This is a genomic window from Streptomyces hyaluromycini (genome assembly GCF_002217755.1).
GTDB classification, from domain to species: domain Bacteria; phylum Actinomycetota; class Actinomycetes; order Streptomycetales; family Streptomycetaceae; genus Streptomyces; species Streptomyces hyaluromycini.
In genome coordinates this window covers 436,576-461,161 of sequence record NZ_BCFL01000017.1, presented here as the reverse complement: position 1 = coordinate 461,161, position 24,586 = coordinate 436,576, and the positions used below count along the sequence as shown (strand labels likewise).

16 protein-coding genes and 3 pseudogenes are annotated in these 24,586 nt (G+C 69.8%); 9 read left to right on the top strand and 10 right to left on the bottom strand.

Going from position 1 to position 24,586, the window contains the following annotated elements; genetic code table 11:
- Nucleotides 1-90 precede the first annotated feature (90 nt).
- Nucleotides 91-621: a Pycsar system effector family protein gene (locus tag SSP29_RS10015; RefSeq protein ID WP_089100188.1), complete on the top strand. Its 531-nt coding sequence runs from the start codon at nt 91-93 to the stop codon at nt 619-621.
- Between the two features lie 17 nt (nt 622-638).
- On the opposite strand, the gene SSP29_RS10010 is transcribed toward SSP29_RS10015, so the two are convergent.
- The gene (locus SSP29_RS10010; RefSeq protein ID WP_089100187.1) at nt 639-1,352 is read right to left on the bottom strand and encodes a Crp/Fnr family transcriptional regulator; all 714 of its coding nucleotides are present in this window, start codon (nt 1,350-1,352) and stop codon (nt 639-641) included.
- Nucleotides 1,353-1,794: 442 nt separating this feature from the next.
- Here SSP29_RS10010 and SSP29_RS10005 point away from each other — a divergent pair, with 442 nt between their 5' ends.
- Entirely contained in the window at nt 1,795-5,091 is a 3,297-nt protein-coding gene (locus SSP29_RS10005; RefSeq protein ID WP_150133874.1) for an AfsR/SARP family transcriptional regulator, read from the top strand.
- Between the two features lie 62 nt (nt 5,092-5,153).
- On the opposite strand, the gene SSP29_RS58385 is transcribed toward SSP29_RS10005, so the two are convergent.
- Complete coding sequence (locus SSP29_RS58385; RefSeq protein WP_150133873.1) at nt 5,154-5,393, bottom strand: hypothetical protein; 240 nt, start codon at nt 5,391-5,393, stop codon at nt 5,154-5,156.
- A gap of 131 nt (nt 5,394-5,524) precedes the next feature.
- Between SSP29_RS58385 and SSP29_RS55255 the strand changes: the two are divergent.
- A pseudogene (locus tag SSP29_RS55255) lies at nt 5,525-5,632 on the top strand (transposase); the annotation flags it as partial.
- 114 nt (nt 5,633-5,746) lie between these two features.
- On the opposite strand, the gene SSP29_RS09995 reads toward SSP29_RS55255, so the two are convergent.
- The 3 genes from SSP29_RS09995 to SSP29_RS09985 all read right to left on the bottom strand — a co-directional run bounded on the left by SSP29_RS09995 (nt 5,747) and on the right by SSP29_RS09985 (nt 10,077).
- Nucleotides 5,747-7,027: a DMT family transporter gene (locus tag SSP29_RS09995; protein ID WP_089100186.1), complete on the bottom strand. Its 1,281-nt coding sequence runs from the start codon at nt 7,025-7,027 to the stop codon at nt 5,747-5,749.
- A gap of 303 nt (nt 7,028-7,330) precedes the next feature.
- Nucleotides 7,331-9,325 carry an FtsX-like permease family protein gene (locus tag SSP29_RS09990; protein WP_089100185.1) on the bottom strand — a complete coding sequence of 665 codons (1,995 nt, stop codon included), beginning with the start codon at nt 9,323-9,325 and terminating at the stop codon, nt 7,331-7,333.
- Nucleotides 9,322-10,077 (bottom strand): ABC transporter ATP-binding protein, encoded by a 756-nt coding sequence (locus tag SSP29_RS09985; protein WP_089100184.1) that lies wholly within the window; start codon nt 10,075-10,077, stop codon nt 9,322-9,324. Before SSP29_RS09985 ends, SSP29_RS09990 begins: the two co-directional genes overlap by 4 nt.
- A 140-nt stretch (nt 10,078-10,217) precedes the next feature.
- On the opposite strand from SSP29_RS09985, the gene SSP29_RS09980 reads away from it, so the two are divergent.
- Both SSP29_RS09980 and SSP29_RS09975 read left to right on the top strand, forming a co-directional pair.
- Nucleotides 10,218-11,450 (top strand): sensor histidine kinase, encoded by a 1,233-nt coding sequence (locus SSP29_RS09980; RefSeq protein ID WP_089100183.1) that lies wholly within the window; start codon nt 10,218-10,220, stop codon nt 11,448-11,450.
- The gene (locus tag SSP29_RS09975) at nt 11,447-12,136 is read left to right on the top strand and encodes a response regulator (RefSeq protein WP_089100182.1); all 690 of its coding nucleotides are present in this window, start codon (nt 11,447-11,449) and stop codon (nt 12,134-12,136) included. Before SSP29_RS09980 ends, SSP29_RS09975 begins: the two co-directional genes overlap by 4 nt.
- A 3-nt stretch (nt 12,137-12,139) precedes the next feature.
- On the opposite strand, the gene SSP29_RS09970 is transcribed toward SSP29_RS09975, so the two are convergent.
- Nucleotides 12,140-12,481, bottom strand: a complete 342-nt coding sequence (locus SSP29_RS09970) for a DUF4333 domain-containing protein (protein WP_167449891.1) — start codon at nt 12,479-12,481, stop codon at nt 12,140-12,142.
- An 810-nt stretch (nt 12,482-13,291) separates the two neighbouring features.
- Nucleotides 13,292-15,217 carry a glycoside hydrolase family 97 protein gene (locus tag SSP29_RS09965; RefSeq protein WP_245883060.1) on the bottom strand — a complete coding sequence of 642 codons (1,926 nt, stop codon included), beginning with the start codon at nt 15,215-15,217 and terminating at the stop codon, nt 13,292-13,294.
- Nucleotides 15,218-15,963: 746 nt separating this feature from the next.
- Between SSP29_RS09965 and SSP29_RS09960 the strand changes: the two genes are divergently transcribed.
- From SSP29_RS09960 to SSP29_RS09950, 3 genes and pseudogenes are all read left to right on the top strand, one after another.
- Nucleotides 15,964-17,460 (top strand): RICIN domain-containing protein, encoded by a 1,497-nt coding sequence (locus tag SSP29_RS09960; protein WP_089100179.1) that lies wholly within the window; start codon nt 15,964-15,966, stop codon nt 17,458-17,460.
- A 722-nt stretch (nt 17,461-18,182) separates the two neighbouring features.
- Nucleotides 18,183-19,019 (top strand): annotated as a pseudogene (locus SSP29_RS09955) (sensor histidine kinase); the annotation flags it as partial.
- Nucleotides 19,016-19,654, top strand: a complete 639-nt coding sequence (locus tag SSP29_RS09950) for a response regulator (RefSeq protein ID WP_089100178.1) — start codon at nt 19,016-19,018, stop codon at nt 19,652-19,654. The pseudogene SSP29_RS09955 and the gene SSP29_RS09950, both read left to right, overlap by 4 nt.
- An 84-nt stretch (nt 19,655-19,738) precedes the next feature.
- Here the strand turns inward: SSP29_RS09950 and SSP29_RS09945 are convergent, their stop codons facing one another.
- The gene (locus tag SSP29_RS09945) at nt 19,739-20,074 is read right to left on the bottom strand and encodes a hypothetical protein (protein ID WP_089100177.1); all 336 of its coding nucleotides are present in this window, start codon (nt 20,072-20,074) and stop codon (nt 19,739-19,741) included.
- Between the two features lie 200 nt (nt 20,075-20,274).
- On the opposite strand from SSP29_RS09945, the gene SSP29_RS09940 reads away from it, so the two are divergent.
- Nucleotides 20,275-23,493, top strand: a complete 3,219-nt coding sequence (locus SSP29_RS09940) for an AfsR/SARP family transcriptional regulator (protein WP_245883059.1) — start codon at nt 20,275-20,277, stop codon at nt 23,491-23,493.
- Between the two features lie 57 nt (nt 23,494-23,550).
- On the opposite strand, the pseudogene SSP29_RS59600 reads toward SSP29_RS09940, so the two are convergent.
- Together SSP29_RS59600 and SSP29_RS09930 are read right to left on the bottom strand one after the other, a co-directional pair.
- A pseudogene (locus SSP29_RS59600) lies at nt 23,551-23,649 on the bottom strand (VapC toxin family PIN domain ribonuclease); the annotation flags it as partial.
- Between the two features lie 52 nt (nt 23,650-23,701).
- Entirely contained in the window at nt 23,702-24,463 is a 762-nt protein-coding gene (locus tag SSP29_RS09930; protein ID WP_167449890.1) for an ATP-binding cassette domain-containing protein, read from the bottom strand.
- Nucleotides 24,464-24,586 lie beyond the last annotated feature (123 nt).

Sequence of the window (24,586 nt, the reverse complement as noted above, 5' to 3'; positions counted from 1 at the left end):
GCCCGAGAACCCGCAGAAGTGGCTGGTCCAGTCGAGGCCATGTCCCGCTTACTGGACTGAGCACGCCGTCGTCGATCAGAGGAGATCTCCATGGCGCCAACCGGACAGGACGCCGACAGCCGCCCCGCGCAGTACATGTTCACCGCGCTGCAGACGACCCACCAGCACGCGGACGCGAAGGCCGGCATCCTGGCGGCGGTACAGGCCGGGCTGGCCGGCACGGCAGGCGCATGGAGTCGCGGGGCCGTGCTCGTTTGCGAGCGGGGAGGCGCAACCGGGGTGTTCGCGGGGACGCTGGTGGCCCTGTTCGTCTGCGGACTGATCGGTGGGGCGGTGAGTCTGGCAGCGGTACTGAGCCCGAGGTTGTTGCGGGATCGGGCCGCCAACCGCTACAGCTTCGTCCACTTGGAATCGGGCCCCGACATCCTGCCCGCCGAAGACGTGCCCGCGGACGTGCCCGCGGACGAGGCCGCGGATCGAAGGGAGTTGTCGCACACGGTGCGGTTTCTCGCCCACGTCGCCGTTCTCAAGTACCGCTGGCTGGCAGGGGCTGTGGTGTGCACGGCCGCCATGGGCGTCAGCGCGGGGTTGAGCGTAGCCCTGCAGCCGGTACTGACCTGACGTCTGTTCGGATGCGGTCATTGGTCCACCAGATCCGCGAGCCGCCTGAGCCGGGGCAGGTCCCTGATGACAGTGGCACGGTAGCCCGTCTCCACCAGGCCCTCTTCTCGCAGTTCGCGCAATACCTTGTGGACCGTCGTCTCCGCGGCGCCGATCAGCGTGGCAAGTTCCGGCTGCGTCAGCCGAATGTCGATAACCACCGCGTCGGCCGCCCGGGGAGTTCCGTAGGAGGCAGCGAGTTCCACCAGCACCCGGGCCAGACGCACCTTCGCCGGATACCCCCGAAAGTCCAGACGCCTGCGGTTGGCCCAGCGCAGCCGATCGGCGACGACTGCGGTCAGGGCCATGGAGACCTCGGGGCGGCGCAGCAGCAGTTCCCTCAGCGCACCGTCCGGCAGCACTCGGGCAGTCAGCGGACCGCACGCGGTGACCGTCGCCGAGCGCGGGGCGGCCCCGTCCATGGCGGCCATCTCGCCCACCGTGTCGCCGCCGGCCCTGACGGCGAGCAGCGAGGTCTCACCGTTCTCCACGACCGCCGTGACCTTCGTGAGTCCGGACAACAGCAGTAGCACGTGTCTGTCGTTCATTCCCTGCCGCAGCAGCAAGGCATCCGCATCGAACCGAACCTCGGTCCCCCGGCCGAGCAGTTCCTGGCGCGCCGGAGGAGACAGCCTCCCCAGGAGACTGCGCGCCGGCCATTCCCCGGACCCGCTGGGCACCGTCACGTGCATCCGCCGTCTCCTCCTGCGCTTGGGCACGGCCACCGGGAAGAGCCTCTGCGAGACAACCGAGGGAGACCCGACCGTCGACCACTGGCCATCAAGACCTTTCCGGAGCGCAGCGTTCCCAACACGATCCCTGTGCACCTGCACGTGCTCTCCACCGATACCCACACCCGGCGGCGTGGCCACAAGAGTCGCGCGCTGCGTCATGAACCGGCGATACAGGGTTTCGTCTTGTACGCGTCCAGCACCCGGGCGTCCCAACCGCCCCGGCACACCGTCACCGCCACCGGCAAGCCGCCCGCGGTCCACCTCCAACTCCACGTCGGTCACTCGGGCCCCTCTTGGTTGTGCGGGTTGTGCAATGTCGTGTCCATCAGAGTGGCCGGGCGTGCTGCAATGTCGATGAATTTTCGATGACTTGGATGACGTAGGAAGCGGAGGCCTCTCGGTGGACGGCAGATCTCCTCAGCTGCTCCGGATCGAGGTGCTCGGGCCGTTACGGGCATGGCGGGGCGGGACGCTGCTGGAACTGGGGCCGGCCAAGCGGCAGGCCGTGCTGGCCGCCCTGCTGCTGCGCCAGGGCACCGTGGTGAGTCATGAGCGGCTGCTCGACGCGGTGTGGGGGCCGGAGCCGCCCGCGAGCGGTCGCAAGGTGCTGCCGACGCACGTCAACTCGCTGCGCAGGGCGCTCGATCCGGAAGGCACCCCACCCACGGAGTCGTTGATCCGCAGTGGCAAGGGCTGGTACCGCTGCGTCGTCGAGGGAGTCCGGCTCGACACGGCGGATTTGGAGAAGCAGGCCGGCCAGGCGATGCGGACCGTCGCATCGGGCGATCCGGCCACCGCGGCCGATCAGTTGTCCGCGGCCATCGAGTTGTACCGGGGCGAGCCGCTGGCCGGCCTGCCGGGGCCGTTCGCGCAGCAGGAGCGGCGGCGATGGGAGGAGCGCCGGCGGACACTCCGGCTGGAGCGGCTCAAGTGTCTTGTTCTGCTGGGCCGTTGCGGGGAAGCTCTCGACGACCTCGGCGGGGTGTCGGCGTCTTCGACGGCTGACCGCTACGACGAGTCAGTGACAGCTCTGCGTATACGGGCTCTGTACGGCTGCGGCCGTCAGTCGGAAGCGCTGAACGCCTTTGAGGACATGCGCGTACGACTGCGAGACGAGTTCGGCGCCGATCCCGGTGAGGAACTGCGCCGGGTCCACGAAGCGGTGCTGCGTCAGGACGACGCCTTCCTCCTGGGGCCGCCCGCACCCTCCAGGCCGCGCGAGAGAATCGTGCCCGCCGAACTACCCCACGACGCCCCGGGGTTCGTCGGTCGCACCGGCGAACTCGCCCGGCTCCATGCCCTGCTCCCGCCCGTACATGAGCAAGGCCCGGCGAACACCGTCGTCATCTCCGCCATCGGCGGCGCCGCCGGCATCGGCAAGACCGCCCTGGCCGTGCACTGGGCACACCAGGTGCGCGACCGCTTCCCGGACGGCCAGCTCTACGTCAACCTGCACGGGTTCGACCACGACCGTAGCCCCCTCGAACCCGGCGAGGCCCTCGAACTGCTGCTGCGCGGCCTGGGCCTCGCGGCGTCGGAGATCCCCCCACACCACGAGGCCCAGAGCCGCTTGTTCCGGACCCTGCTGGCCCGCCGGCGCCTGCTCGTCCTGCTGGACAACGCGGCCTCGGCCGAGCAGGTACGACCGCTGCTGCCCGGCAGCCCGACCTGCTGCGTCGTCGTCACCAGCCGCAACCGCCTCGGCGATCTCGTCGCCCGCGACGGAGCCCACGCCCTGCCACTGGACCTCCTCCAGCCTGACGAGGCTCACGCACTGCTGAGCCAGGCCCTCGGCGCGAACCGGGTCAGCGCCGACGGCATGGCCGTAGACGCACTGATCCGGCTGTGCGGCAGTCTTCCGCTGGCCCTGCGCGTGGCCGCCGCCAGGCTCGCGGGCGATCCGGCCCTGCGGACGGCAGACCTCGTCGCCGATATGGCGGAGGGCAGCAGGCTGGAGGCACTGGAGCCAGGCGATGACACCAACTCTCCTTTGGGTATGGCCTTTTCGGTGTCGTATCGCGCCCTGGCGCCCGACACGCGCCGGCTGTTCCGGCTGCTCGGCCTGTTCCCCGGCCCGGAGTTCACCGCCGAGGCTGCTGCGGCTCTCCTGGACACGCTACTTCCGCAGGTCCGCCGTCTGCTCGGTGTGCTGGCCGCAGCGCATCTGATCGAGCCGGTGGCGGCGGGCCGGTACCGGTTCCACGATCTCCTTCGTGAGTACGCGCATGAGTGCGCGCAGGCAGAGGAGTCGGCAGTGCACCGTGAAGCCGCGCTGGAACGACTCCTGATCTGGTACCTGCACGCCGCTCGCGCCGCCGGGGGAACCTGGTTCTTCCCGGAGGTGCCCCAAGACCTCGCCCACGGCGGCCGGCCGGGTCTGCCGTCCTCCAGCGGAGCCTCTCAGTGGCTGGAGGCGGAACGGGTGAACCTGCTGGCCCTCATCAGCCATGCCGGCCGCCATGGTCCCCGCCCTGTCACATGGCACATGGTCAACGCGTTGTTCGGGTACTTCTGGCTGCGGCTGCCGCGGGCAACGTGGCAGGCCACTGCGCAGACGGCGTTGGACGCGGCCACGGCCGAAGGCGACCTGTTCGGCCAGGCGGCCATGCACGTCAGCCTCGGACTGATCCGGTCGGACCGCGGGGAAGCCGGGCAAGCGCTGGGGCATCACTCCCGCGCACTGGACATCAGCCGGCAACTCGGCTGGGCTACGGGTGAGGCAGCGGCTCTCGGCGGCAGAAGCCTGGCGGAATGGAACATGGCACGCCTCGACAGCGCGCACGAGCATGTCACCGCCGGTATGCGGATCGCCCGTGAAGCCGGGAATCTCTATCTCGAAGCATTGGGGTTGGTCGTCCTCGGTGTGACCTGCCGGGACCTGGGCCGGCTGCGCGAAGCCTCTGGGCACCTCGAACTGGCCATCAGTCGGAACAAGGAGATCAGCTGGTGGGACGACAGTCTGGCGCTGCAGAATCTGGGCTGGGTGTACTGGGAACTCGGCCGCCTGGCCGACGGACTTGACGTCCTCGTTCCTCAGGTGGCGGCCAGAGAGAGGGGCGGAGACCGCAATGACCGCGCCATGATGCTCGACGCCGTCGCCAAGATCAATATCGAACTCGGCCGGTATGAAGAGGCGTTGGAACAGGCCGAGCGTGCATTTGCCATGGCCAAGGACAAAGGACGGCGCTGGATTCAGGCCAGCGTCCTCAACACGGTCGCCGCCGCCCACCGAGAACTGGCACATTTCGACCAGGCGATTCGACTGGGCATGCAGGCGCTTGCCCTGGCCCGCGAGTCGAAATACAGACGCCCCGATGCGGACAGCCTCCTGGCCCTCTCACTCACCCACAAGCAACTGGGCCGCAACGCCGAAGCCCGCAGCTATGCCGAGCAGGCACTGGCACTGGCTCGCGACCGCTCCTTCCGCGTCGTGGAGGGTCAGGCACTGACCGCCCTGTGCGGCATAGCGGAATCCGAGGGAACGGACTCCTCAACCGTTGAGCGATTGGGCCTGGAGGCCATAGTGATCCACCGCGAAACCGGCCACCGCCTCGGTGAGGCCCGCACCTTCATGGCCCTCGCCCGCGCCATCCGGAAGACCGACCCCGCTGCCGCCGAACTGATGAGGCGGCAGGCAGGGGAAATTTTCTCGGAGATCGGCGTGCCTGAGAACGCGTACGAGGATCTCCACCGATGACACCTCCACGGCCGAACCCGTCAGCCCCGATACCCCCGGAGCCAGTGCACACGCTCCGGCCGTCAGCGGTAGGCGCGGAAGTCCGCGTTCTGGGCGCCGCGGGAGGACTTCATGCCGACACCCGCACCGAAGGCGCCGAAGTACGGCACAACGCACTCCCGGACGACGTCCCCGTCGGGCGTCACCTGGAAGTGGCAGTCATCTACGTACGCGAAGGCGAGGTCGACCTGGAACCGCGCGCCCCGGAGCCGATCCGGCTGCGGACCTGCCAGAGCCCCCACCGTCTCGGTGACGTTCCACATCGCTGACGCCTGGGCCGAAGCCGTGCCCGATCCGTGCCCGTAAGGGCGGACAACAACGGCCGACAGCGCCGGCGGATCCCGGTCGCGTCGGTGAGAGCGTCGACCTGGGCGACGGACGCGATACGACGTTCGGCGGCCGCGAGATCCTCGGCCTGGATGTCGCCACCGCCGAGGACGGCGCCGGCTGGCCGGCATTCCTGCGCTCGCTGATCGCCCGCGGCCTGACCGGCGTCCAGCTCCCTTCTGGTGCATGAATTCCGCTCAGAAGGGATCGGGCGTGGTACGCCAGCCGGGAATGGAGCCGGCCGGATCGGCCGAACTGCTGCGCAGAATGGCCGGTGGTCCCTTGGCGATCACGGCCGCCGACCATGGTCCGGCCATGTCTCGGTGGGGTCGTCGAAATTCGTCCTCTCTTCCTCCGTATCCGGCCTGCCCAGGTACATGGTGTCGAACGCTCCTGCGCCGTGGTAGGTGAGCGTGATCGTCGGACTCTCGTCCCCGCTGAGTCCTGCCCATTCCGCTCTGGGGTCCCGTTTGGCATGGTGCCCGAACGGTTGGGATTCTGGTGACGTCGGCCAGGCCGCCGCGAAAGCTCGGGTCGGCCTGTGGTGTTCCCGCTCACCGATGGTTGACTCACCGGTCGTGGACGGTAGTGGTGGCGTGTAGGGGGCGTGGCTCGGGTACGGCGGTATCTCTCTGCGATGTTTGCCATGCTGTGGTGCTGATTTCTCTCCGTCGCCGCTGGTCACTACGACCGTGGCACCGAGGATGATCAGCAGGAGCCCGGGCATGGCCGCGGGCTCGATGCTCTGCCCCATCAGCCACCACGCGGCGAGCGCGGCCACCGGAGTCTCCAGCAGGAGGAGGACACTCATCGTCGTTGCCGAGGTCCTGCCGAGGGCGAAGCTCAGCGAGCCGAGTCCCAGAAGCTGAGGCAGGAGGAGCAGCCCGAGCAGCGACAGTTGCGTGGATTTGTCGAAACTCGTGAGTGGGATGTCGGCCAGCCGGCAGATGGCGAGGAGTTCCAGCCCGCAGACCACCGAGCTGACCGTCGAAAACACGGGGGTACTTACATCTGTGCGCGCCTTTTGACTCAGAGCGGTGTACCCGGCCTGGGCCACGGCACCGGCGAGGGCGAGTAGATCGCCCATCAGTGCCGTGCCGCCGGACCTTGTGTCAAGACCGGCGGCCGCGGCCGCTCCCACCACGGCGAGCGTCAGACCCGCCCAGGTCCTTCGAGAGGCCCGGACGCCCTGACCCGCGGCGATGAGGGCCTGCCAGACAGGCTGGGTGGCCACGAGTGCTGTGGACATGGCGACCGAGGTCATCCGCGTGCTCGTCATGAAGGCTGCGAGGTGGAGGGCGAGCGATGTCGCCGCGAGGAAGCCGAAGACCAGGGGCCGCCATTGCTCCCGGCGCAGAAGTCCGCGCTCGCCCCGCGCGATACGTGCCACCTCGCGGCGGCGCAGTATCAGCAGGAATGGTCCGAGTGTGGCGAAGCCCAGGGCGTTGCGCCAGAAGGCCATGGCGAGGGGTGGGGCGGAGGCGGCGGCGGTGAGGGGGGCGGTGGCTGAGATGGAGACCACCGCGACCGCCATCGCCGCGACGGTCAGCGGATCGATTTTGGATTTCACGCGTTCGTACCGCCGTTCGCGGTCGGTCGGGTCGCGGCGGGTGCCGGGGTTTTCCGGCCGTCACCTGTGGAACACAGGCGCTGAGTAAGGGAGGTGACCATTAGGTACACGGGGTTCTGTGTCCTCGAAGCGGGCCAGGCCGGCCAGGCGCACCACAGGATGGTCTTGTGGGCCTGGAGGATGGGTGTGTTGCGCGAGACATGACGCATGGATCGCATGGATCGCATGGATTACGTGGATACCGGGTGAATGTCGTGCGAGTCGGTCGCTGTGCTGCCAGTCCGGGCAGTCCGGCCGGTCAGGTCAGTCCGGCCTCGGCCCTGCCTCCCTCGCGACCGTGCGCAGCAGCGGGCGGCTCGCCGCGCTCGCGGCTGTCAGGCCCGCGAAGCCGAGCGTCAGGCAGGCGGCGAGGAGGGTGGCGCCGGTGCCGTCGAAGTGCGGGGCGCCCCCCGCGAGGGTCAGCGGAGCCGCGCAGAACAGCCCCGTGAGCAGGGCGCCGCCCGCGAGTACGGCGGCGGGGAGTACCGACTCGGTGCGCCGGGCCGCGTCCAGGACGCGTAGCGGGGTGCCCGCGAGGTGGAGCAGGCCGTAGGTGCGGCGGCGGTCCAGGACGGAGGACGCGGCCGTGATGCCCGTGGCGGCGATGGCGATGGCGAAGCTCGCGCCGAGCACGGCGAGCGTCACGAGGTGGAAGTCACGGTCGAACTGCCGGGACTGCCAGTCGACGTCCGTGCCGGTGACCGGGTACTGGCCGGGCACGAGACCGGTGAGCGCGCCGCGTGCCGCGTCCAGTCGGTCCGGGTCCGCGACGGCCGCGGTGACCTGGCGCTCGCCGCGTTCGCCAGTACCAGTGGCGACCCAGCCGTCGTCCGTGCCGACCGTGGCCTCGATGCCCGCTCGCTCCAGGCGAGCGGCGGCCTCCTGTCGTACGGCGGCGACGCGTTCCTTCGGTACGGACAGTGCGAGTTGGTCCGCGGCGCCCCACGGCACACCACCGCCGCCGAGGCTGAACAGCGCGAAGAATCCGGCCACGAAGGCCGCCAGCGTCAGCGCGGACACCGAACGCCACGCCGACCTGGGGTCGTCGAGCAGCCGGCGCCCCGCAAGCAGCGTCGCTGAACGCCGGGCCAGAGCGGTGACGAGGCCGCCGAGCGCGCCGACCACCCAGGGGCCGATGACGGACAGCGCGGCGAAAACGGCGGCGCAGCAGTAGACGATCGCGTCGATGTCCATCGGCCTGTCCTTGGACAGCCACCAGTAGCCGACGAGGACGAGGACGAACAGCAGCGCGCGTACGGCCTTCAGACGGGGCGTGCGCGAGCGGCGTACGACCCCGAGCGGGCCCACGACCACCTGCCGCAGCCCGGCCAGTGCGCTGGCCGCCACCGTCAGCACCACGCCGGCGAGCACGGCGAGCAGTACGGACGTGCCCACCCACAGGTCAGAGACGTACGAACTGCCGCCCTCCAGTGGGGCCTTGGCCGCGAGCGGGAACAGCACCGCATAGCCCAGCGCGCCCGCGACCGCCCCCGCCGCCCCGGTCAGCGCCGCCTCGGCCACCGCCAGCCCCGCGATCCGGCCCGGCGCGGCGCCCAGCAGCCGCAGCGTGGCCAGCCGGGTGTCGCGGCGTGAGACGGACAGACGGGCCGAGGAGGCGCCGAGTACGAGCAGCGGTACGACCAGCAGGACCGAGGCGATCTTCAACAGGGCCTGGTACTGCGCGCCGAGGCCGTCGGCGGTGCGCCTGCCCGTGAAATCGGCGACGGGTGTGGGCGTGACGATGTCTCCCGGGCGGCGTGGGTCGGTGCCGCGCTGCGCCGTCATCGCCGGGTCGTCGGCGCGGTGCCCGACGACGGCCACCTTCTCGCCCGGCCTGACCAGCGCGGCGCGGCCGAGCGTGCCGGTGGTGTGCCTGCCGGGCAGTTCGCCGAGCGCGGGCGAGGTCCACACCTCGCCCGGCCGGGGGAAGCGCGGTACACCGGGGAGCGCGGGCGCTTCGCCGCCGCGGCCCGGCAGCGCGGCGACATCGACGACGGTCACGGGCTCACCGTCGACGAAGGTGGTGCCCACCGCCTCGACGGCCACCGCGCGCGAGAGGACGGCCTTGACGGGCGTACGCCAGTCCGCGTGCGCGGCGCGTGCGCCGATGCCGAGGTTTGCGCCGATGCACAGGAGCAGCAGAGTGGTGCAGATCGCCGAGGCGGCGACGGACAGTCCGGCGCCGAGGCGGCCGTGCCTGCCGCCGCCCCGCAGCAGCCGCCAGGTCAGCGTCCAGGTGGTGCGGTCCAGCGCCCTCATCGCACGCCTCCGGCATGCGCCGTGGCCTGGACGGGGTCCGCCGTGGCCCGGACCGCGCCTGCCGCGGTCGTCTCGTCCACGACCCGTCCGTCCCGGACGTGCGCCGTACGGTCGCACCAGCGGGCCACCGACTCGTCGTGGGTGACCACGACCAGCGCCGCGTGCTGCTTCCTGGTGACCTCCGTCAGCATCCGGATCACCTCCTGCCCCGTCGCCTGGTCGAGCGCGCCCGTCGGCTCGTCGGCGAAGACGACCTGGGCGCCCGTCACCAACGCCCGTGCCAGGGCGACCCGTTGGGCCTGCCCGCCGGACAACTGGCCGGGGCGGCTGTCCTCCTTGCCCTCCAGGCCAAGCGGCGCGAACCACGCGCGGGCCCGCCGCTCCGCCTCGCGGCGCGAGGTGCCGCCGAGCATCAGCGGCAGCGCCACGTTCTCCACGGCCGGCAGTTCGGGCAGCAACTGCCCGAACTGGAAGACGAATCCGAAGCGGGTACGGCGCACTTCGCTGCGCTCCGGCTCGCCCATCCCGTCGATGCGCTCGCCGTTCAGCAGCACCTGGCCGCCGTCGGGGCGCTCGATGTTCGCGAGGCAGTGCAGCAACGTCGACTTGCCGGACCCCGAAGGGCCCATCACGGCCAGCGACTCGCCCGCCCGCACGGCGATGTCGACGCCGTCGAGGGCACGGGTGGATCCGAAGGACTTGGACAGCCCGATGCCGCACAACACGGGCGGCGCAGAGGAGGTGAGGTTCATGTCCTACAACTTCCGCCTCCAGCACGGCCCGTGGCCTCGGCCGGGCGACCGGTTCGCGGCCGCCGCGTCGTCCTTTCGGCCGAGGCCGCCCGACGGGAGCCGCCCTTACGCTGCGGGATGTGCGAAACGACGTGCGAGACATGGACGATCACGCCCTGACTCCCCGGCTGCCCCGTACGGCCTTCACCGCGCTCGCGGTGGTCATGGCGCTGTTGTGGGCGGTCGACGTGGCCGGCGTCGCCGCCACGTCCGGACTCGAAGGCCCAGGCGTGTGGTGGCGGCTGGCCCCGGGCCTGGTCGCGGTCGTGGCGCTGCTGCTGCCGGACCGGCATCGCGCGTCGGCCTGGGGCGCCGGAGCCGCCGTACTCGTCTCCTGGACGGTGACCCTGGCCTTCTTCACGTCCTTGACCTCGACGTTCGCCGACTGGGGTCTGCTGGAGACGCTGTGCCTGCTGCTCCTGCTGGTCCGCGCCTCGCGGGAGACCCCGCAGCCATGGCTGGCCGCCGCACTGGCCACGGCCATCGCCTCCGCCGTGATCCCGGCACCGATGCGGTTGGCCGGGAGCGGCAACGTCTACTTCTCCTTCGCCCTGATCTTCCTCACCGGCGGTGCCGTCGCCCTCGGCTCCTACCTGCGCAGCCTCGACGACCGCAGAAGCCGCGCCGTTGCCGCCACGCGCCACAGCGAACGCCTCGAACTCGCCCGCGAGCTCCACGACTTCGTCGCCCACCACGTCACCGGCATCGTCGTCCAGGCACAGGCCGCCCGTACGATCCGCGAGATCGCGCCCGAGCAGGTGGACCCGCTGCTGCGCGGTATCGAGCAGGCCGGGTCCGAGACCCTGGAGTCGATGCGCAAGCTGGTGCGCGTGCTGCGCGAGGACGATGTACGAGCGGTACGGCCGGGGGAGCTCTACGCCGAACTGGGCGAGCTGGTCGCCAGGTTCTCCGAGCGCGACGACGTCCCCGCCACCCTCCAGGTCGCCGCCGAGGTCCGGCACGCGCGGCCCGCCCCCGAGGTGGAGACCTCCGTACGGAACGTGGTGCGCGAGGCGCTGACGAACGTGCGCCGCCACGCGGCCGGTTCGCCGTCCGTCTCCGTGCGGGTCGCTCTGTCGGGGCAAGAGGGCGAGGGTGGCGCGGACGCGGCCGACCGGCGGCTGCGGGTCGAGGTGCACAACGCACCGCCGCTCCGGCAGGTGGCGCCGCACGCCGAACCCCTCGGCGGGCGCGGCGGCCTGGGCCTCGTCGGGCTGACCGAACGCACGGAGGCCGTCGGCGGCACGCTGCACGCGAGCCGGGCCGAGGACGGCGGCTGGCGGCTGACGGCGGAGTTCCCGCTGCGCGGTGCTGTGACAGGATCGCCCGCATGAGCAACGCCAGCGGCAGCGGCAGCGGTTCGGCGATCCGCGTCCTGATCGCCGACGACCAGGACATGGTGCGCACGGGCTTCCGGCTGATCCTGGAGACCCAGCCCGGCATCGAGGTCGTGGGCGAGGCGGCCGACGGCGCGGAGTGCGTGCACCTGGCCCGGCGGGTGCGCCCCGACGTATGCCTCGTCGACATCCGGATGCCGAAACTCGACGGACTGGAGGTGACCCGGCTGCTCGCGGGCCCGAAAGCCGTCGACCCGCTGCGTGTGGTGGTCGTGACCACCTTCGACCAGGACGACTACGTCTACGGCGCGCTGAGCAACGGCGCCTGCGGGTTCCTGCTGAAGGACGCGGGCCCCGGACTGCTGGTGGAGGCAGTACGCGCGGCGGCCCGCGGCGATGCGCTGATCTCTCCCGCCGTGACCGTACGGCTGCTCAAGCGGATCGGTGAGCAGCGGCTCGCCGCGGGCGGCCCGGTGTCCTCCGGGCCGCTGACGGAACGGGAGCTGGATGTGACCCGGCTGGTGGCCGACGGGCGGACCAATCAGGAGATCTGCGCCGAGCTGGTCGTCTCGCTCTCCACCGTCAAGTCCCATCTGGCGAGCATCCAGGCCAAGTTGGGGCTGCGGAACCGTGTGGAGATCGCCGCCTGGGCCTGGCGCATCGGCGTGGTCGGCGACCGCTGACCTCTACTTCTCCAGGCCGTAGTCGAAGCTCACCCGGTCGCCGTGCACTCCGGTCACGGAGATCAGCATCGTGCTGCTCTTGCCCTTGAAGACGGCGGTGCACCGCACGGTGTAGTCCATCTTCGCGGGCAGCCCGCTCGGGCAGCTCACGGACTGCGGGCCGTCCTGGACGAAGGGGATGGCGTAGTTCTCCTTGGCGAGCTTCTCGACCTCCGCGCGCGGCACCGTGTGATCGGCTCCGCTTGCGGTGGCGACCGAGGAGTTGTCGAACACGTTCCATGCCGTCACCACGCCTGCGGCCACTACGGCAGCCGCGGCCACTGCGAGGACGATGCGCTTCTTCATGGGGTGCTCCTTCGATTCCCGCGACGGCCGGACCCTACCGGCTGTTCGCCCCTGAGCTTCCTTCGCCGCCCGCCACCGCCACCTCGGCCAGGCGGCCGGTTGCGACCCCCGGGCCCCGGCCGAAAGGACGACGGCAGCCATCCGACGCCCGCTCAGCCGTCTCGGCCCTGCCAACCGGTCACGCGGGCCTCGTGCCTTCGCGGGCGGCGCGCACCCGGAAGGCGGGGGCGCCGGCCGCGGACACCACGCGTACCGCTGTGCAAGCGCAAGATCCGCTGCACCGTTGCGGAGAAGCACGATCAGATCGCCAATCGCAAGGGTAGGAACAGCGATCCCATCCCCGGTCCTGGCCGCCGCGCCACCGGCACCCGGCGGAGAGAAGACATCGGCCCACTGAGTGACTTACCTGGTCAGCAGGTCCCTCAGAGGAGCCCGGGGCGGGGAGTCACGTGACGCTCACACTGCCTATTACGGGCGGTTACCGGGTGTTGACGAGACGACCGCGTGTGCTGCGGAGTGCCGGCGGTCGGCGGTGGTACGCCGGAGATGAGGCTCGGGCCGGACTCAGGGCCTGCCGCGCGCGAGGTCGTCGGAGCGGTCCCGCGCACATGGCCTTCTGGCAGCACGGAACTTCCGACTTCCCGTGGCCCGTGCCCTCCGCGTGCCCATAGGAGCGGGAAACAACGGTCGACAGAGGCGTCTCACAGCCCTCACGATCACCACCGGAGGGGCGGATACGTACAGGTCAGAGCCGTAGGCGTCAGTCAGGCGCCGTCGCTTCCCAAGCTGAGAGCGCGAGTTCGATTCTCGTCACCCGCTCCAGCTTGCCGGGGTCAGGATCACCGACTGTCCGCCCGCGCTCGTCATGGCCACGCTGAGCGTGGTGCCGGAGGTGACCGTCTGGGTGCTGACGACCGTGGGAGTCGCGTGCGGGGTGCTGCCCGCCGTGCCGTCGGCGTAGACGGTGGCCGTGTAGGACGTGCCGCTGTCGAGGAAGTCCAGCGGGACCGACACCGTTCGAGCATCCTCGTTGTTCATCGCGCCGAGGAACCATGTGGTGCCGCTGCGGCGGGCCACGGCGACGTACTCGCCGAGGGAGGCCGCGACCGTGGTGCTCTCGTCCCAGGTGGTGGGGATGGCGTCGAACCAGCCCAGGCCGGGCCAGTTGGCGGTGGTGGCGTAGGCGGACGGCTTGGAGTACCAGTAGAGGAAGTTCAGCGGCTGGTAGTAGACGGCGGCCATGGCCATCTGGTGGTTGTTGGTGGTCTGGTCGCGCGACTGGCCGTAGCAGACGGTGTAGTCCATGGGGCCGCCGACGTTGCGGGCGAAGGGCAGCAGGATGTTGTTCGTGGCGGTCGGGAACTGCTCGTTGCCCCGGACGCCCTCCAAGCTGATCCAGTTGGGGTACGTGCGCTCGTAGCCCCACGGCCGGACGTCGTCGTGCATGTCGATCAGCAGTTCGTACTTGGCCGCGGTCTTGGCCCAGGTGATGATCTGGTTGGTCATGGTCTGGGTGCCGTCGTTGATGAAGCCGAGCTTGATGCCTGCCACGCCCCAGCTCTTGTAGAGGCCGAACAGGGTGTCCGGGTCGGTCAGGGCGATGCGGTTGACGTACAGAAAGACACCGACGCCGTTGGCCGTGGCGTAGTCGATCACCGTGGGCAGGTCGATGGCGGATATCGCGGCGGTGGCGTCGGTCGTGGTGAACTCCGGGCCGTACCAGCCGGCGTCGTACTCGATGTAGTCCAGGTTGCGGGCGACGGCGAAGTCCACGCCGGCGGTCCCGGCGGCGGTGGTCAGCTCGCAGCGGAACACCTTGCCCGGCTTGATCCAGGAGGTGTCCGACAGAGCGCAGGCCGGGGCCAGGTTGAGCACGAGTTCGGCGTTGTCGATCAGATCGCCGGCCTCGTCGCCGAGCACCAGCACACGCCACGGCGTGGTGAACGGCGTGGTGACGGTCGAAGTGGTCTGCGCCGTGCCGGAGGAGCGGGCGGGCTTCGTCATCAGGTACGTCTTGAGCGTGCTGCTCTCACCGGTGACCGAACTGATCATCGACCGCGGGTAGTCGACCCGGGAGGACTCGCAGATGGTGGCGAACAGTCCGCTGTCCAGGGTGACCAGCAGTGGCAGGTCGCTCAGGTAGCCGTAGTCGGTGCTGGAGGTGCCGGTGTACGGGATGGCGTCCGGCGCGATGGCGCTGTAGGCGGCCTCGTCCCGGGCGCTGTAGACCGTGGTGCTGTCGGGGAAGACCCAGGTGGTCAGCTCGTCGGAGATGATGGCGCTGCCGGTGTCCAACAGGACGTAGCGCAGCGCGACGCCGGTGTCGTAGGCGCGCAGTTGGACGGCGAAGCCGACGCCGCTGGTGCTGTCCTGGAGGTTCCAGCGCATCTCCTGGTAGTGGTCGCGGACGGTCGCGTTGCGGCCGAAGACCGGGGTCCAGGTGCTGTCCTTGGTCCAGTGCTGGTACTTGGTCACCGAGACGTCGGCGGTGCCCAGTTCGGTGCCGTCGCTCAGTTTCAGGCCCAGCACCGAGGTGTCGAGGACCGTCGTGCCGCTGCGCCTGACCGACCAGTTGAGCATCCCGCCGACCAGGGACATCGAGATCTTGTTCCTGCCGTCCGGCGAGGTTGCCGTGATCGACGAGTCGGCTGCCCGGGCCGCGGGCCCGGTGCCGAGGCCCAGGATCGCACCCCCCGCCGTGACCGCAGCCCCCTTCAGGATCCCTCTTCGGGACAACCCCCCGGAGCTTCCGGGTGCGTGCGGGCGGTTGCGCGGGTCTTCGGATCCGAAGGCTTCCATGGAGTGTGCACCTCTTCGTCGAGCGAACTGCACGGGCGGGGGCGGCACATGCCGGCCCGGCGTGGACTGCGGCGCTGAGGGCCGCCGCACGATCAAGTTCCGGTTACTGACGAACTGCCCCTGAAGGTTGGCGAGTGCGGAGGTTGCCACTTCTCAAACAAAAACAACCAGGAATGAACGCTGTCCGATATGCAGAGGATGTTCTACGCCCTTCTCGTTGGACTGGTCAACCACTTCGACCCGATATTTCGATCTTGACCATGGGTCAGTACAGGGTAAAACTCCACCAATACAAGTGAATCGGACTCCTCGCAGAAGGAGACATGAAAGACCATGGTCGATCATCTGCGCCCGTGGATCTCCAGTGATCCAGTCATGCATCCGGCACAAATCCCATCGGACGTCTCCGGCCACCGTGCCTCGCGCGGCGAATCAGTCGCGAATGAACAAAATCCAAACCCGCACCCTTGACAGGCTTTCTGACGCGGGCTGTCATTAACCCGCCATGCGGCGGATGCGCCATTCGTCTCCCCGACAGCCGGACACCGCACCCGGCCCGCCGTACCCGGCTTCCCCGTACCCGACACCATCCGTCCCCCCACCCGGGATCCCGGACGGCGATTCGCCGTACCCGCCCGAGCAGGGACAGTGCACCGGGAACCTCGACGAAGAGGTGAAGAAAGATGTTCAAGGGAATGTCCCCCAGCCACGGCGGACGTCCGTGGCGCAGTGGCGCCCTCTCGCTCCTGACCCTGCTCGCAGGTGTCGCGGCGCTCCTGATACCCGCACCGCTCGCCCGGGCCGCCACCACCGTGACCTTCACGACCGGCGCCGCGCGGACCGACACCAGTGGCAACACCCTGCAGCTGCACGGCATGGGCATCATCAAGGTCGGTGGCACCTGGTACGGCTTCGGCGAGGACAAGACGGGCGAGACCTCGTCCGACACGTCCTTCCAGGCCATCACCTGCTACAGCTCGACCGACCTGGCGAACTGGACCTTCGTCGGCGACGCGCTGTCCGTGCAGAGCAGCGGAGACCTCGGCCCGTCGCGGGTGGTGGAGCGGCCGAAGGTGATCTACAACTCGTCGACCGGCAAGTACGTGATGTACCTGCACATCGACAGCACCAGCTACTCCGAGGCCAAGGTCGGCGTCGCCACCAGCGACACGCCCTGCGGCACCTACACCTACCAGGGCAGCTCCCAGCCGCTGGGCCACCTCAGCCGTGACATCGGCCTCTTCCAGGACGACGACGGCACCGCGTACCTGATGACAGAGGACCGTTCCTACGGCCTGCGCATCGACCTGCTCTCCGACGACTACCTGTCCGTGGTGAGCACGGTGGCCATCCTGGGCGGCTCCGGCAGCTCCAGCTACGAGGCGCCTGCCATGATCAAGAGCAACGGCGTCTACTACCTGCTGGCTTCACACCTGACCGGCTGGAGCCTGAACGACAACGTCTACGCCACCACCACCTCCCTCAGCGGGACTTGGTCCTCGTTCAGGAACTTCGCTGCCCCGGGCACCCATACGTACGGCAGCCAGACCGCCAACATCATCACCGTGGCCGGCACCTCCGGCACCACGTTCGTCTACGCGGGCGACCGCTGGAACACCTCCGACCTGGGCGCGTCCAAGCTCGTCTGGCTGCCCATGACCATCAGCGGCACGGTGGTGAACGTGGGCCAGTACCCGACCTGGTCGCTGGACGTCTCGGCGGGGACGTGGACGCCGAACTCGGGCGTGCCGAGCGCGGCGGCGCACACGCTGACCAACGCCAACAGCTCGATGCTCCTGGACGTGTCCGGCGCCTCCACCGCGACCAACGCCAAGATCGTTCAGACGTCCTCCACCGGCGGGACCGACCAGCAGTGGACCGCGACCAAGGTCTCGGACAACATCTACACGCTCACGAACGTCAACAGCGGACTGTGCCTGGACGTCCCCAGCAAGTCCACCGCGGAGAACCGCCAGCTCATCCAGTGGACCTGCAACGGCGGCACCAATCAGCAGTTCTTCTTCGACCTGGTCGGCAGCTACACGGGCAAGGTCTTCATGCTGGTCAACGTCAACAGCGATCTGCACCTCGGCGTGCTGGACAGCTCGACGACGACCGGAGCACAGGTCGTCCAACTGACGGGCACGGGCGCCACAAGCCAGAAGTGGACCGTCGGCTGACCTCCGCGGGACGATCCGGGTGAACAGGGGGGCGCAGCACCACTGCGTTCCCCTCCCACCACACCTCATCGATGGGATCGGACCCCTGCGCCGTGTGCGTTCGCGACGGCGTCCCGGTCAGTCCGGGAAACGACGGGGATCGGGTCGGCACCAGCCTCATCCGAGCCTCCGCCCGGAGGCGGTCGGCGGCGGCGCGCCCACAGCGTGCCCGCAAGGGCGGGCAACCACGGCCAACAGTGGCGCGATCCGACCGGAACGACCACTTCAGGTCAGAGACCCGGGCCCTTTTGCTGTCCATCGTGATCAGTTGTCGCGTGCCGGATTCGTACCGGATGGTTGATCGTCGGGGGCGGCTGTCTCCTGTTCTGGCACGGCCGCAGCTGCTGCCTGACCGGCCCGGGCACGAGCTTGAGGGTGTTCGGCGCCGAGCATGGCGGTGATCCACGTCGGCAGGCCCTCAGCCTGCGGTTCCCCGAAGAGCGCTGCTGTGCGAGGGGCCCGGCTCGCGGGAGCCTTTCCCGGTCTGCGTCCACCGATCGGTGGACGCGAAGTTCAACCGGGCGCCTCTGTCTGTCAACTACCCAGGGCAGCAAGGCTTTTGGGCATGAAATCACTCACTGTTCGCATGGCGCGTTGGAGTGCCCGGCACCCCTGGCGGGCCGTCGTCGGCTGGCTCGTGTTCGTGGTGCTGTGCCTGGCGGCCGGCAGTGCCGTCGGCAGCGGCCACCGGTGTCACGCTGACCGGGGCCCTGGTCCGGCAGGGCTGGTCGGCGGAGTTCTTCGGCGAGACGCTGGTGTCCACCCTGATCGTGGTCGCGGTGGGGGTGCTGATCGGCCTGTGGGCGCACTCGGTCGTCGCGCAGAGCAGCGAACGGGCGCGGCTGATCGAGGAGTTGGAGCGGACGGAGGCGCAGCTGTCCGAGGCTCACCAGCGGCAGGGCGCGGCGGACGAACGGGAACGCATCGCACGGGACATCCACGACACGCTCGCCCAGGGCTTCGCTTCGATCATCGTCCTCGCGGAGGCGGCACGGGCGGGCCTGTCCGACGACCCGGCGCGCAGTGCCCGGCAACTGCGGTCGATCGAGTCCACCGCCCGGGAAAACCTCGCCGAGGCCCGGGAGTTGGTGGGTTCGGCGAGGCAGCCGGGTCCGGGCCGGGCGGCGGCCGGTACGGTGGCGCAGACGCTGCGCCGTACCCTGGACCGCTTCGCGGAGGACACCGGGCTCGCCGTGGACGCCGACCTGGCCGACCTGGAGTGCGACCAGCAGACCCGGATCGCGCTGCTGCGCTGCACCCAGGAGTCCCTGGCCAACGTGCGCAAACACGCCCGCGCGTCCACGGTGGGCGTGGTGCTGGTCCGGCGTCCCTACGGAGTGGAGCTGGAGATCACCGACGACGGCAGCGGGTTCGTGGCGGGGGAGTCGACCGGCTTCGGGCTCGACGGCATGCGCAAGCGACTGGCGGAGCTGGGCGGGAGGCTCACGGTGACGAGTTCGGTGGGCGACGGTACCCGGATCCTGGCGACGATCCCGCCGGCGAGTGAGGTGGAGACATGAGCGGACGAGGTCTGCGCATCGTCGTGGTGGACGATCACACCGTGATGCGGGCCGGAGTGGTCGCCCTGCTCGCGGCCGAGGACAGCATCGAGATCGTCGGCGAGGCGGGCGACGGGCGCGCGGCGCTCGAACTCGTCGAGCGGTACGACCCCGATGTCGCCCTGGTCGATCTGCGGATGCCCGTGCTCGACGGGGTGGCCACGACGACCGAGATCGTCGCCCGGTATCCGCGTACCCGGGTGCTGATCCTGACGACGTACGACACCGACACGGACATCGAACGCGGGGTGGAGGCCGGTGCCATCGGCTACCTGCTCAAGGACACCACCCGCGAGCAGCTCGTCGACGCCATCCACGCGGCGGCACGCGGCGAGACGGTGCTCGCTCCCCGGGTCGCCGAGAAGCTCGTGGCGCGGATGCGGCGTCCCGTCCAGGACCCGTTGACCGACCGTGAGACCGACGTCCTCAACGCGGTGGCCGACGGCCTCACCAACGCCGAGATCGGCAGACGCCTCGTGATCGCCGAGGCCACCGTGAAGACGCATCTGCTGCGCCTGTTCGCCAAGCTCGATGTGAACGACCGGACGAGGGCGGTGGTGGTGGCCATGGAGAGGGGGTTCCTGCGGCAGCCTTAGAAGCGCCTTGGCCCGCAGCGACACTGCACGCTCCCACAACCGCCAAGCCTCTCCACAGTCAAGACGGCCCTGCTGAAACCCGCGTCAGGAGCCGACGGCGTCCACGGTGATGTGCCCTGTCCGGCGGTCCGCGCGGAGCACGTTGCGGGCCGCCGTGAGGATCTCCTCGTCCATGTCCGTTCCGGAGGCCGTCAGAACCTGGAGCAGACGGGTCCACCACACGTCGGGGTCCGTCTCGTACGCGTCCAGCACCCGTATGCCATAGCCGCCCGGCACGCCGTTCCCGCCACCGCCCAACCGTCGGCGGACTGCCTCTCTCAGCGTGGCGTGCAGGTCGTCGATCACTCCGAGTGAGGTGCCGGGGAGTCCGGGCGCCGCCCCTGTGGCCAACGCGGTGGCCACCAGTTCCACTTCGATCACTCGGTCCCCCTGTGGTTGTGCGGGTTGTGCGATGTCGTCTCCATCACCATGACCGGGGGTGCTGCAATACTGGTGAATTTTCGATGACCTACGGGAGCGGAGGCTTCGCGGTGGACGGGGGATCTCCTGAGCTGCTTCGATTCGAGGTGCTTGGGCCGTTACGGGCCTGGCGGGGCGGAACGCCCCTGAAACTGGGCCCGTTGAAGCGACAGGCCGTACTGGCCGCGCTGCTGCTGCGCCAAGGGGCCGTGGTCAGTCATGAGCGGCTGCTCGACGCGGTGTGGGGGCCGGAGCCGCCCGCAGGCGGCCGCAAGGTGCTGCCGACGCACGTCAACTCGTTACGCAGGGCCCTTGATCCGGAAGGCACCCGGCCCGCGGAGTCGGTGATCCGCAGCGGCAAGGGCTGGTACCGCTTCGTCGTCGAGGGGATCCGGCTCGACACGGCGGATCTGGACGTGCGGAGCGATGAGGCGCTGCGCACCGTCGCGTCGGGCGATCTGGTCACGGCAGCGGGGCAGTTGTCGGCGGCCGTCGAGTTGTTCCGGGGCGAGCCCCTCGCCAACCTGCCGGGACCGTTCGCCCAGGAAGAGCGGCAGCGGCTGGAGGAGCGCCGGCGGACGCTCCGGCTGGAGCGGCTCAAGTGCATGCTCCTGCTGGGCCGGTTCGCCGAGGCCCTCCACGACCTCGGTGGGCTGTCGGCGTCGTCGGCGGCTGACCGCTACGACGAAGCACTGATGTCCCTGCGCCTGCGGGCTCTGTACGGCTGCGGACGTCAGGCGGAAGCGCTCAAGGCCTACGAGGACATACGCGTACGGCTGCGCGACGAGCTCGGAACCGATCCCGGCGAGGAACTGCGCCGGGTGCACGAGGCGGTGCTGCACCAGGACGACGCCTTCCTCCTACGCCCGCCGGCTCCTTACCCGCCCAGGCCCGCCAAGCCGCGCGAGAGCCCCGTGCCCGCCGAACTTCCGCACGACGCACCGGGCTTCGTCGGCCGCACCGGCGAACTCGCGCGGCTCCACGCCCTGCTTCCGCCCGTGCAGGACCGGGGGGCTGCGAACACCGTGGTCATCTCCGCCATCGGCGGCGCCGCCGGCATCGGCAAGACCGCGCTGGCCGTGCACTGGGCACATCAGGTCCGCGACCGCTTCCCGGACGGCCAGCTCTACGTCAACCTGCACGGCTTCGACCACGACCGGCAGCCCCTCCGGCCTGGCGAGGCCCTTGAACTGCTGCTGCGCAGCCTGGGGTTCACGGCGTCGGAGATCCCCTCGCACCACGAGGCCCAGGGCCGCTTGTTCCGGACCCTGATGGCCGACCGGCGCATTCTGGTCCTGCTGGACAACGCGGCCTCGGCCGAGCAGGTACGTCCGCTGCTGCCGTCCAGCCCGACCTGCTGTGTCGTCGTCACCAGCCGCAACCGCCTCGGCGACCTCGTCGCCCACGACGGTGCCCATGCCCTGCCACTGAACCTCCTCAAGTCGGACGAGGCCCGCGCGCTGCTGAGCCGAACCCTCGGCGCGGACCGGGTGGCCGCCGACGAGCGTGCGGTCGGCGAACTGATCCGGCTGTGCGGCAGCCTTCCGCTGGCGCTGCGTGTGGCCGCCGCCAGGCTGGCGGGCGATCCGGGCCTGCGGGCGGCCGACCTGGTCGCCGAGATGACCGAGGGCAACAGGCTGCAGGCGCTGGAGCCGGAAGGCGAGGCCAACTCGCCCCTGCATACGGCCTTTTCGGTGTCGTACCGGGATCTGGTACCAGGCGCGCGCCGGCTGTTCCGCCTGCTCGGCCTGTGCCCGGGGGCGGAGTTCACCGCCGAGGTCGCGGCGGCCCTGCTGGACGCACCGCTGTCGCAGGCCCGGCGTCTGCTCGGTGCGCTGGCCGCTGCCCACCTGATCGAACCGGTGACGGTGGGGCGTTACCGGTTCCATGATCTGCTTCGCGAGTATGCGCAGGAGCGGGCGCTGATCGAGGAGACGGCCGTGGAGCGCGACGCCGCGTCGGAGCGGCTCATGATCTGGTACCTGAACGCCACTCGCCGGGCCGCGGGAACCTGGTTCTTCCCGGAGCTGCCCCCCGACCTCCGCCCCGGCGGGTACCCGGACAGGCACTCGGTCCCCGGATCCGACCGGTGGTTGGAGGCGGAGGTGGCGAACCTGCTCGCCGCCATCAACCATGCCGCCCACCACGGCCCCCGCCCCGTCGCCTGGCACCTGGCCGACGCACTGTTCGGTCATTTCTGGCACCACCTGCCACGGGCTACGTGGCAGACCACGGCGGAGACGGCGCTGGACGCGGCCACGGCCGAAGGCGACCTGTTCGGCCAGGCAGCCATGCACATGAGCCTCGGAGTGATCAAGTGGGACCGGGGGCATGGCAGGCAGGCGATGGATCACGGCGCACGCGTACTCGACATCAGCCGGCAGCTCGGTTGGGCGACGGGGGAGGCAGCCGGCCTCGGCGTCAGAGGTTTCGTGGAATGGAGCATGGCGCGCCTCGACAGTGCGCACGAGCATTTCACCGCCGGCCTGCGCGGCTTCCGGGCAGCCGGTAACCGCTACTTCGACGGGTTCGGGGTGGTCGGCCTTGCCATGACCTGCCGGGATCTGGGCCGGCTGCACGAGGCTGCCGATCACCTCGAATGCATCATCAACGCCGAGGAAGAGCTCGCCTGGTCGAACAAGAACGGAGCCCTGCAGATTCTGGGCTGGGTCTACTGGGAACTCGGCCGTCTCGCTGACGGCCTTGACGTCCTCGGCCCCGCGGTGGCCGCCGGCAAGAGGGCCCCTTATCGCCCCGGCCGCGCGATGATGCTCGACGCCATCGCGAAGATCAATATCGAGCTCGGCCGCCAGGGCGACGCGCTGATACTGGCCGGGCATGCCTTCGCCACGGTCAGACACACAGGACGCCTATGGATTCAGTCCGGCATCCTCAACACGGTGGCCGCCGCCCACCGCAAACTGGCACATCCGGAACAAGCTCTCCAGGCTGACGAGCAGGCTCTCACCCTGGCCCGCGAGGCGAGATTCAAGCGCGCCGAGGCGGACAGCCTCGTGAGCCTCTCCCTCACCCACAGGCAACTGGGCCGTCACGGCGAGGCCCGCACCCATTCCGAACAGGCACTGCGCCTGGCACGCGACCACTCCTTCCGTGTGGTGGAGGGCCAGGCCCTGACCGCACTGTCCGAAACAGCGGAGTCCGAGGGAGCACACGCCACAGCCGTCGAGCTGGGCCAGGAGGCCCTGGCCGTGCACCGCGAGACCGGCCACCGACTCGGCGAGGCCCGCACGCTCATGGCGCTCGCGCGCGCCCACCGGATGACCGACGGTGCTGCCGCCGAACTGATGAGGCGGCAGGCATGGGAGGTCTTCTCGGACATCGGTGTGCCCGCGAAGGAGTACCAGGATCTCGACCGGTGACGTTTCGGCGGCCGTCCAGGGGCACAACGTCCTTGCGGGAGCAGGTGCGTGGCCGCCGAGGATCTCGTCGGTGTCGTAGTCGGCCGCAAGGGCCACGTTCACCGTGCCGGCGAGGTCCAGGTCGAGCGCGCCGTAGCGGACTCGGAGGGCGATTGCCGGCGGGTGAGGCATCCACGTCACGTGGCACGCGGAGGCCTGGCGGCCACGGTCAGTTGTTGCTCGTGGCGCCGACGATGGAGGAGAAGATCCTTTCCTGCGGTGTGGTCGGCACATGGAAGAGGCCGTTGTTGCGGCCCAGCCGCAGCACCGCCGCCTCGTCCGCCACAGCCTTGACGTCTCCCAGGTTGTGGCTGATGAGAATCACCCCGACGTCCTGTTCGCGGAGCTTGTCGACGAGATCGAGGACATGACCGGCCTGAGAAACGCCCAGCGCCGCGGTGGGCTCATCGAGGAGGACCACCTTCGGCCGGCCGAGAAGCGCGCGGGAGATCGCCACGGTCTGCCGCTGGCCCGCCGACAGCGAAGCGACCGGAGCGCGCAGGTCGGGAACACGGATGCCCAGTGCGTCGAGCTGCTGTCGAGCCTCCCCGCGCATGCCGTCCTTGTCCATCAACCGGAACAGGCGGCCCCGGGCGCCGGGGCACCGCCGCTCCCGTCCGAGGAAGAGGTTTTCGGCGACATCGAGGTAGTCGCACAGCGCCAGGTTCTGGTACACGGTCGCGATGCCCAGGCGCTGAGCGATCCGAGGGGTCCTGATGTGGACGACCTGGCCCTCCCACTCGATGACGCCCTTGTCGGCGGGGTCGACACCCGCGATGACCTTGATGAGGGTGGACTTGCCGGCACCGTTGTCGCCCAAAAGGGCGACAACCTCGCCTCTGCGGAGCTCCAGATCGACATCCTGGAGGGCTTGGACGGCACCGAATCGCTTGGAGATTCCGCGTAGTGACAGCAGAGGTGGCCCAGTCACGCGAATCTCACCCTCTCCAGGACTCCCTCTATCGAATCATCATCTTTCGCCCCTCTCGGGGCGGGTGCAACCCGTCGGCCGACAGGTCGCTGAGGAGGAGACTGAAATGATGGCGTAGTGCGA

What these genes read in the sequence shown, in the direction of transcription:
- SSP29_RS09950 (WP_089100178.1), top strand. Translation starts at nt 19,016, where the DNA reads ATGAGCGGACGAGGTCTGCGCATCGTCGTGGTGGACGATCACACCGTG.
- SSP29_RS09985 (WP_089100184.1), bottom strand. Translation starts at nt 10,077, where the DNA reads ATGAACCTCACCTCCTCTGCGCCGCCCGTGTTGTGCGGCATCGGGCTG.
- SSP29_RS58385 (WP_150133873.1), bottom strand. Translation starts at nt 5,393, where the DNA reads ATGTGGAACGTCACCGAGACGGTGGGGGCTCTGGCAGGTCCGCAGCCG.
- SSP29_RS09980 (WP_089100183.1), top strand. Translation starts at nt 10,218, where the DNA reads ATGGACGATCACGCCCTGACTCCCCGGCTGCCCCGTACGGCCTTCACC.
- SSP29_RS09990 (WP_089100185.1), bottom strand. Translation starts at nt 9,325, where the DNA reads ATGAGGGCGCTGGACCGCACCACCTGGACGCTGACCTGGCGGCTGCTG.
- SSP29_RS10015 (WP_089100188.1), top strand. Translation starts at nt 91, where the DNA reads ATGGCGCCAACCGGACAGGACGCCGACAGCCGCCCCGCGCAGTACATG.
- SSP29_RS09970 (WP_167449891.1), bottom strand. Translation starts at nt 12,481, where the DNA reads ATGAAGAAGCGCATCGTCCTCGCAGTGGCCGCGGCTGCCGTAGTGGCC.
- SSP29_RS09975 (WP_089100182.1), top strand. Translation starts at nt 11,447, where the DNA reads ATGAGCAACGCCAGCGGCAGCGGCAGCGGTTCGGCGATCCGCGTCCTG.
- SSP29_RS09960 (WP_089100179.1), top strand. Translation starts at nt 15,964, where the DNA reads ATGTTCAAGGGAATGTCCCCCAGCCACGGCGGACGTCCGTGGCGCAGT.
- SSP29_RS10010 (WP_089100187.1), bottom strand. Translation starts at nt 1,352, where the DNA reads ATGCACGTGACGGTGCCCAGCGGGTCCGGGGAATGGCCGGCGCGCAGT.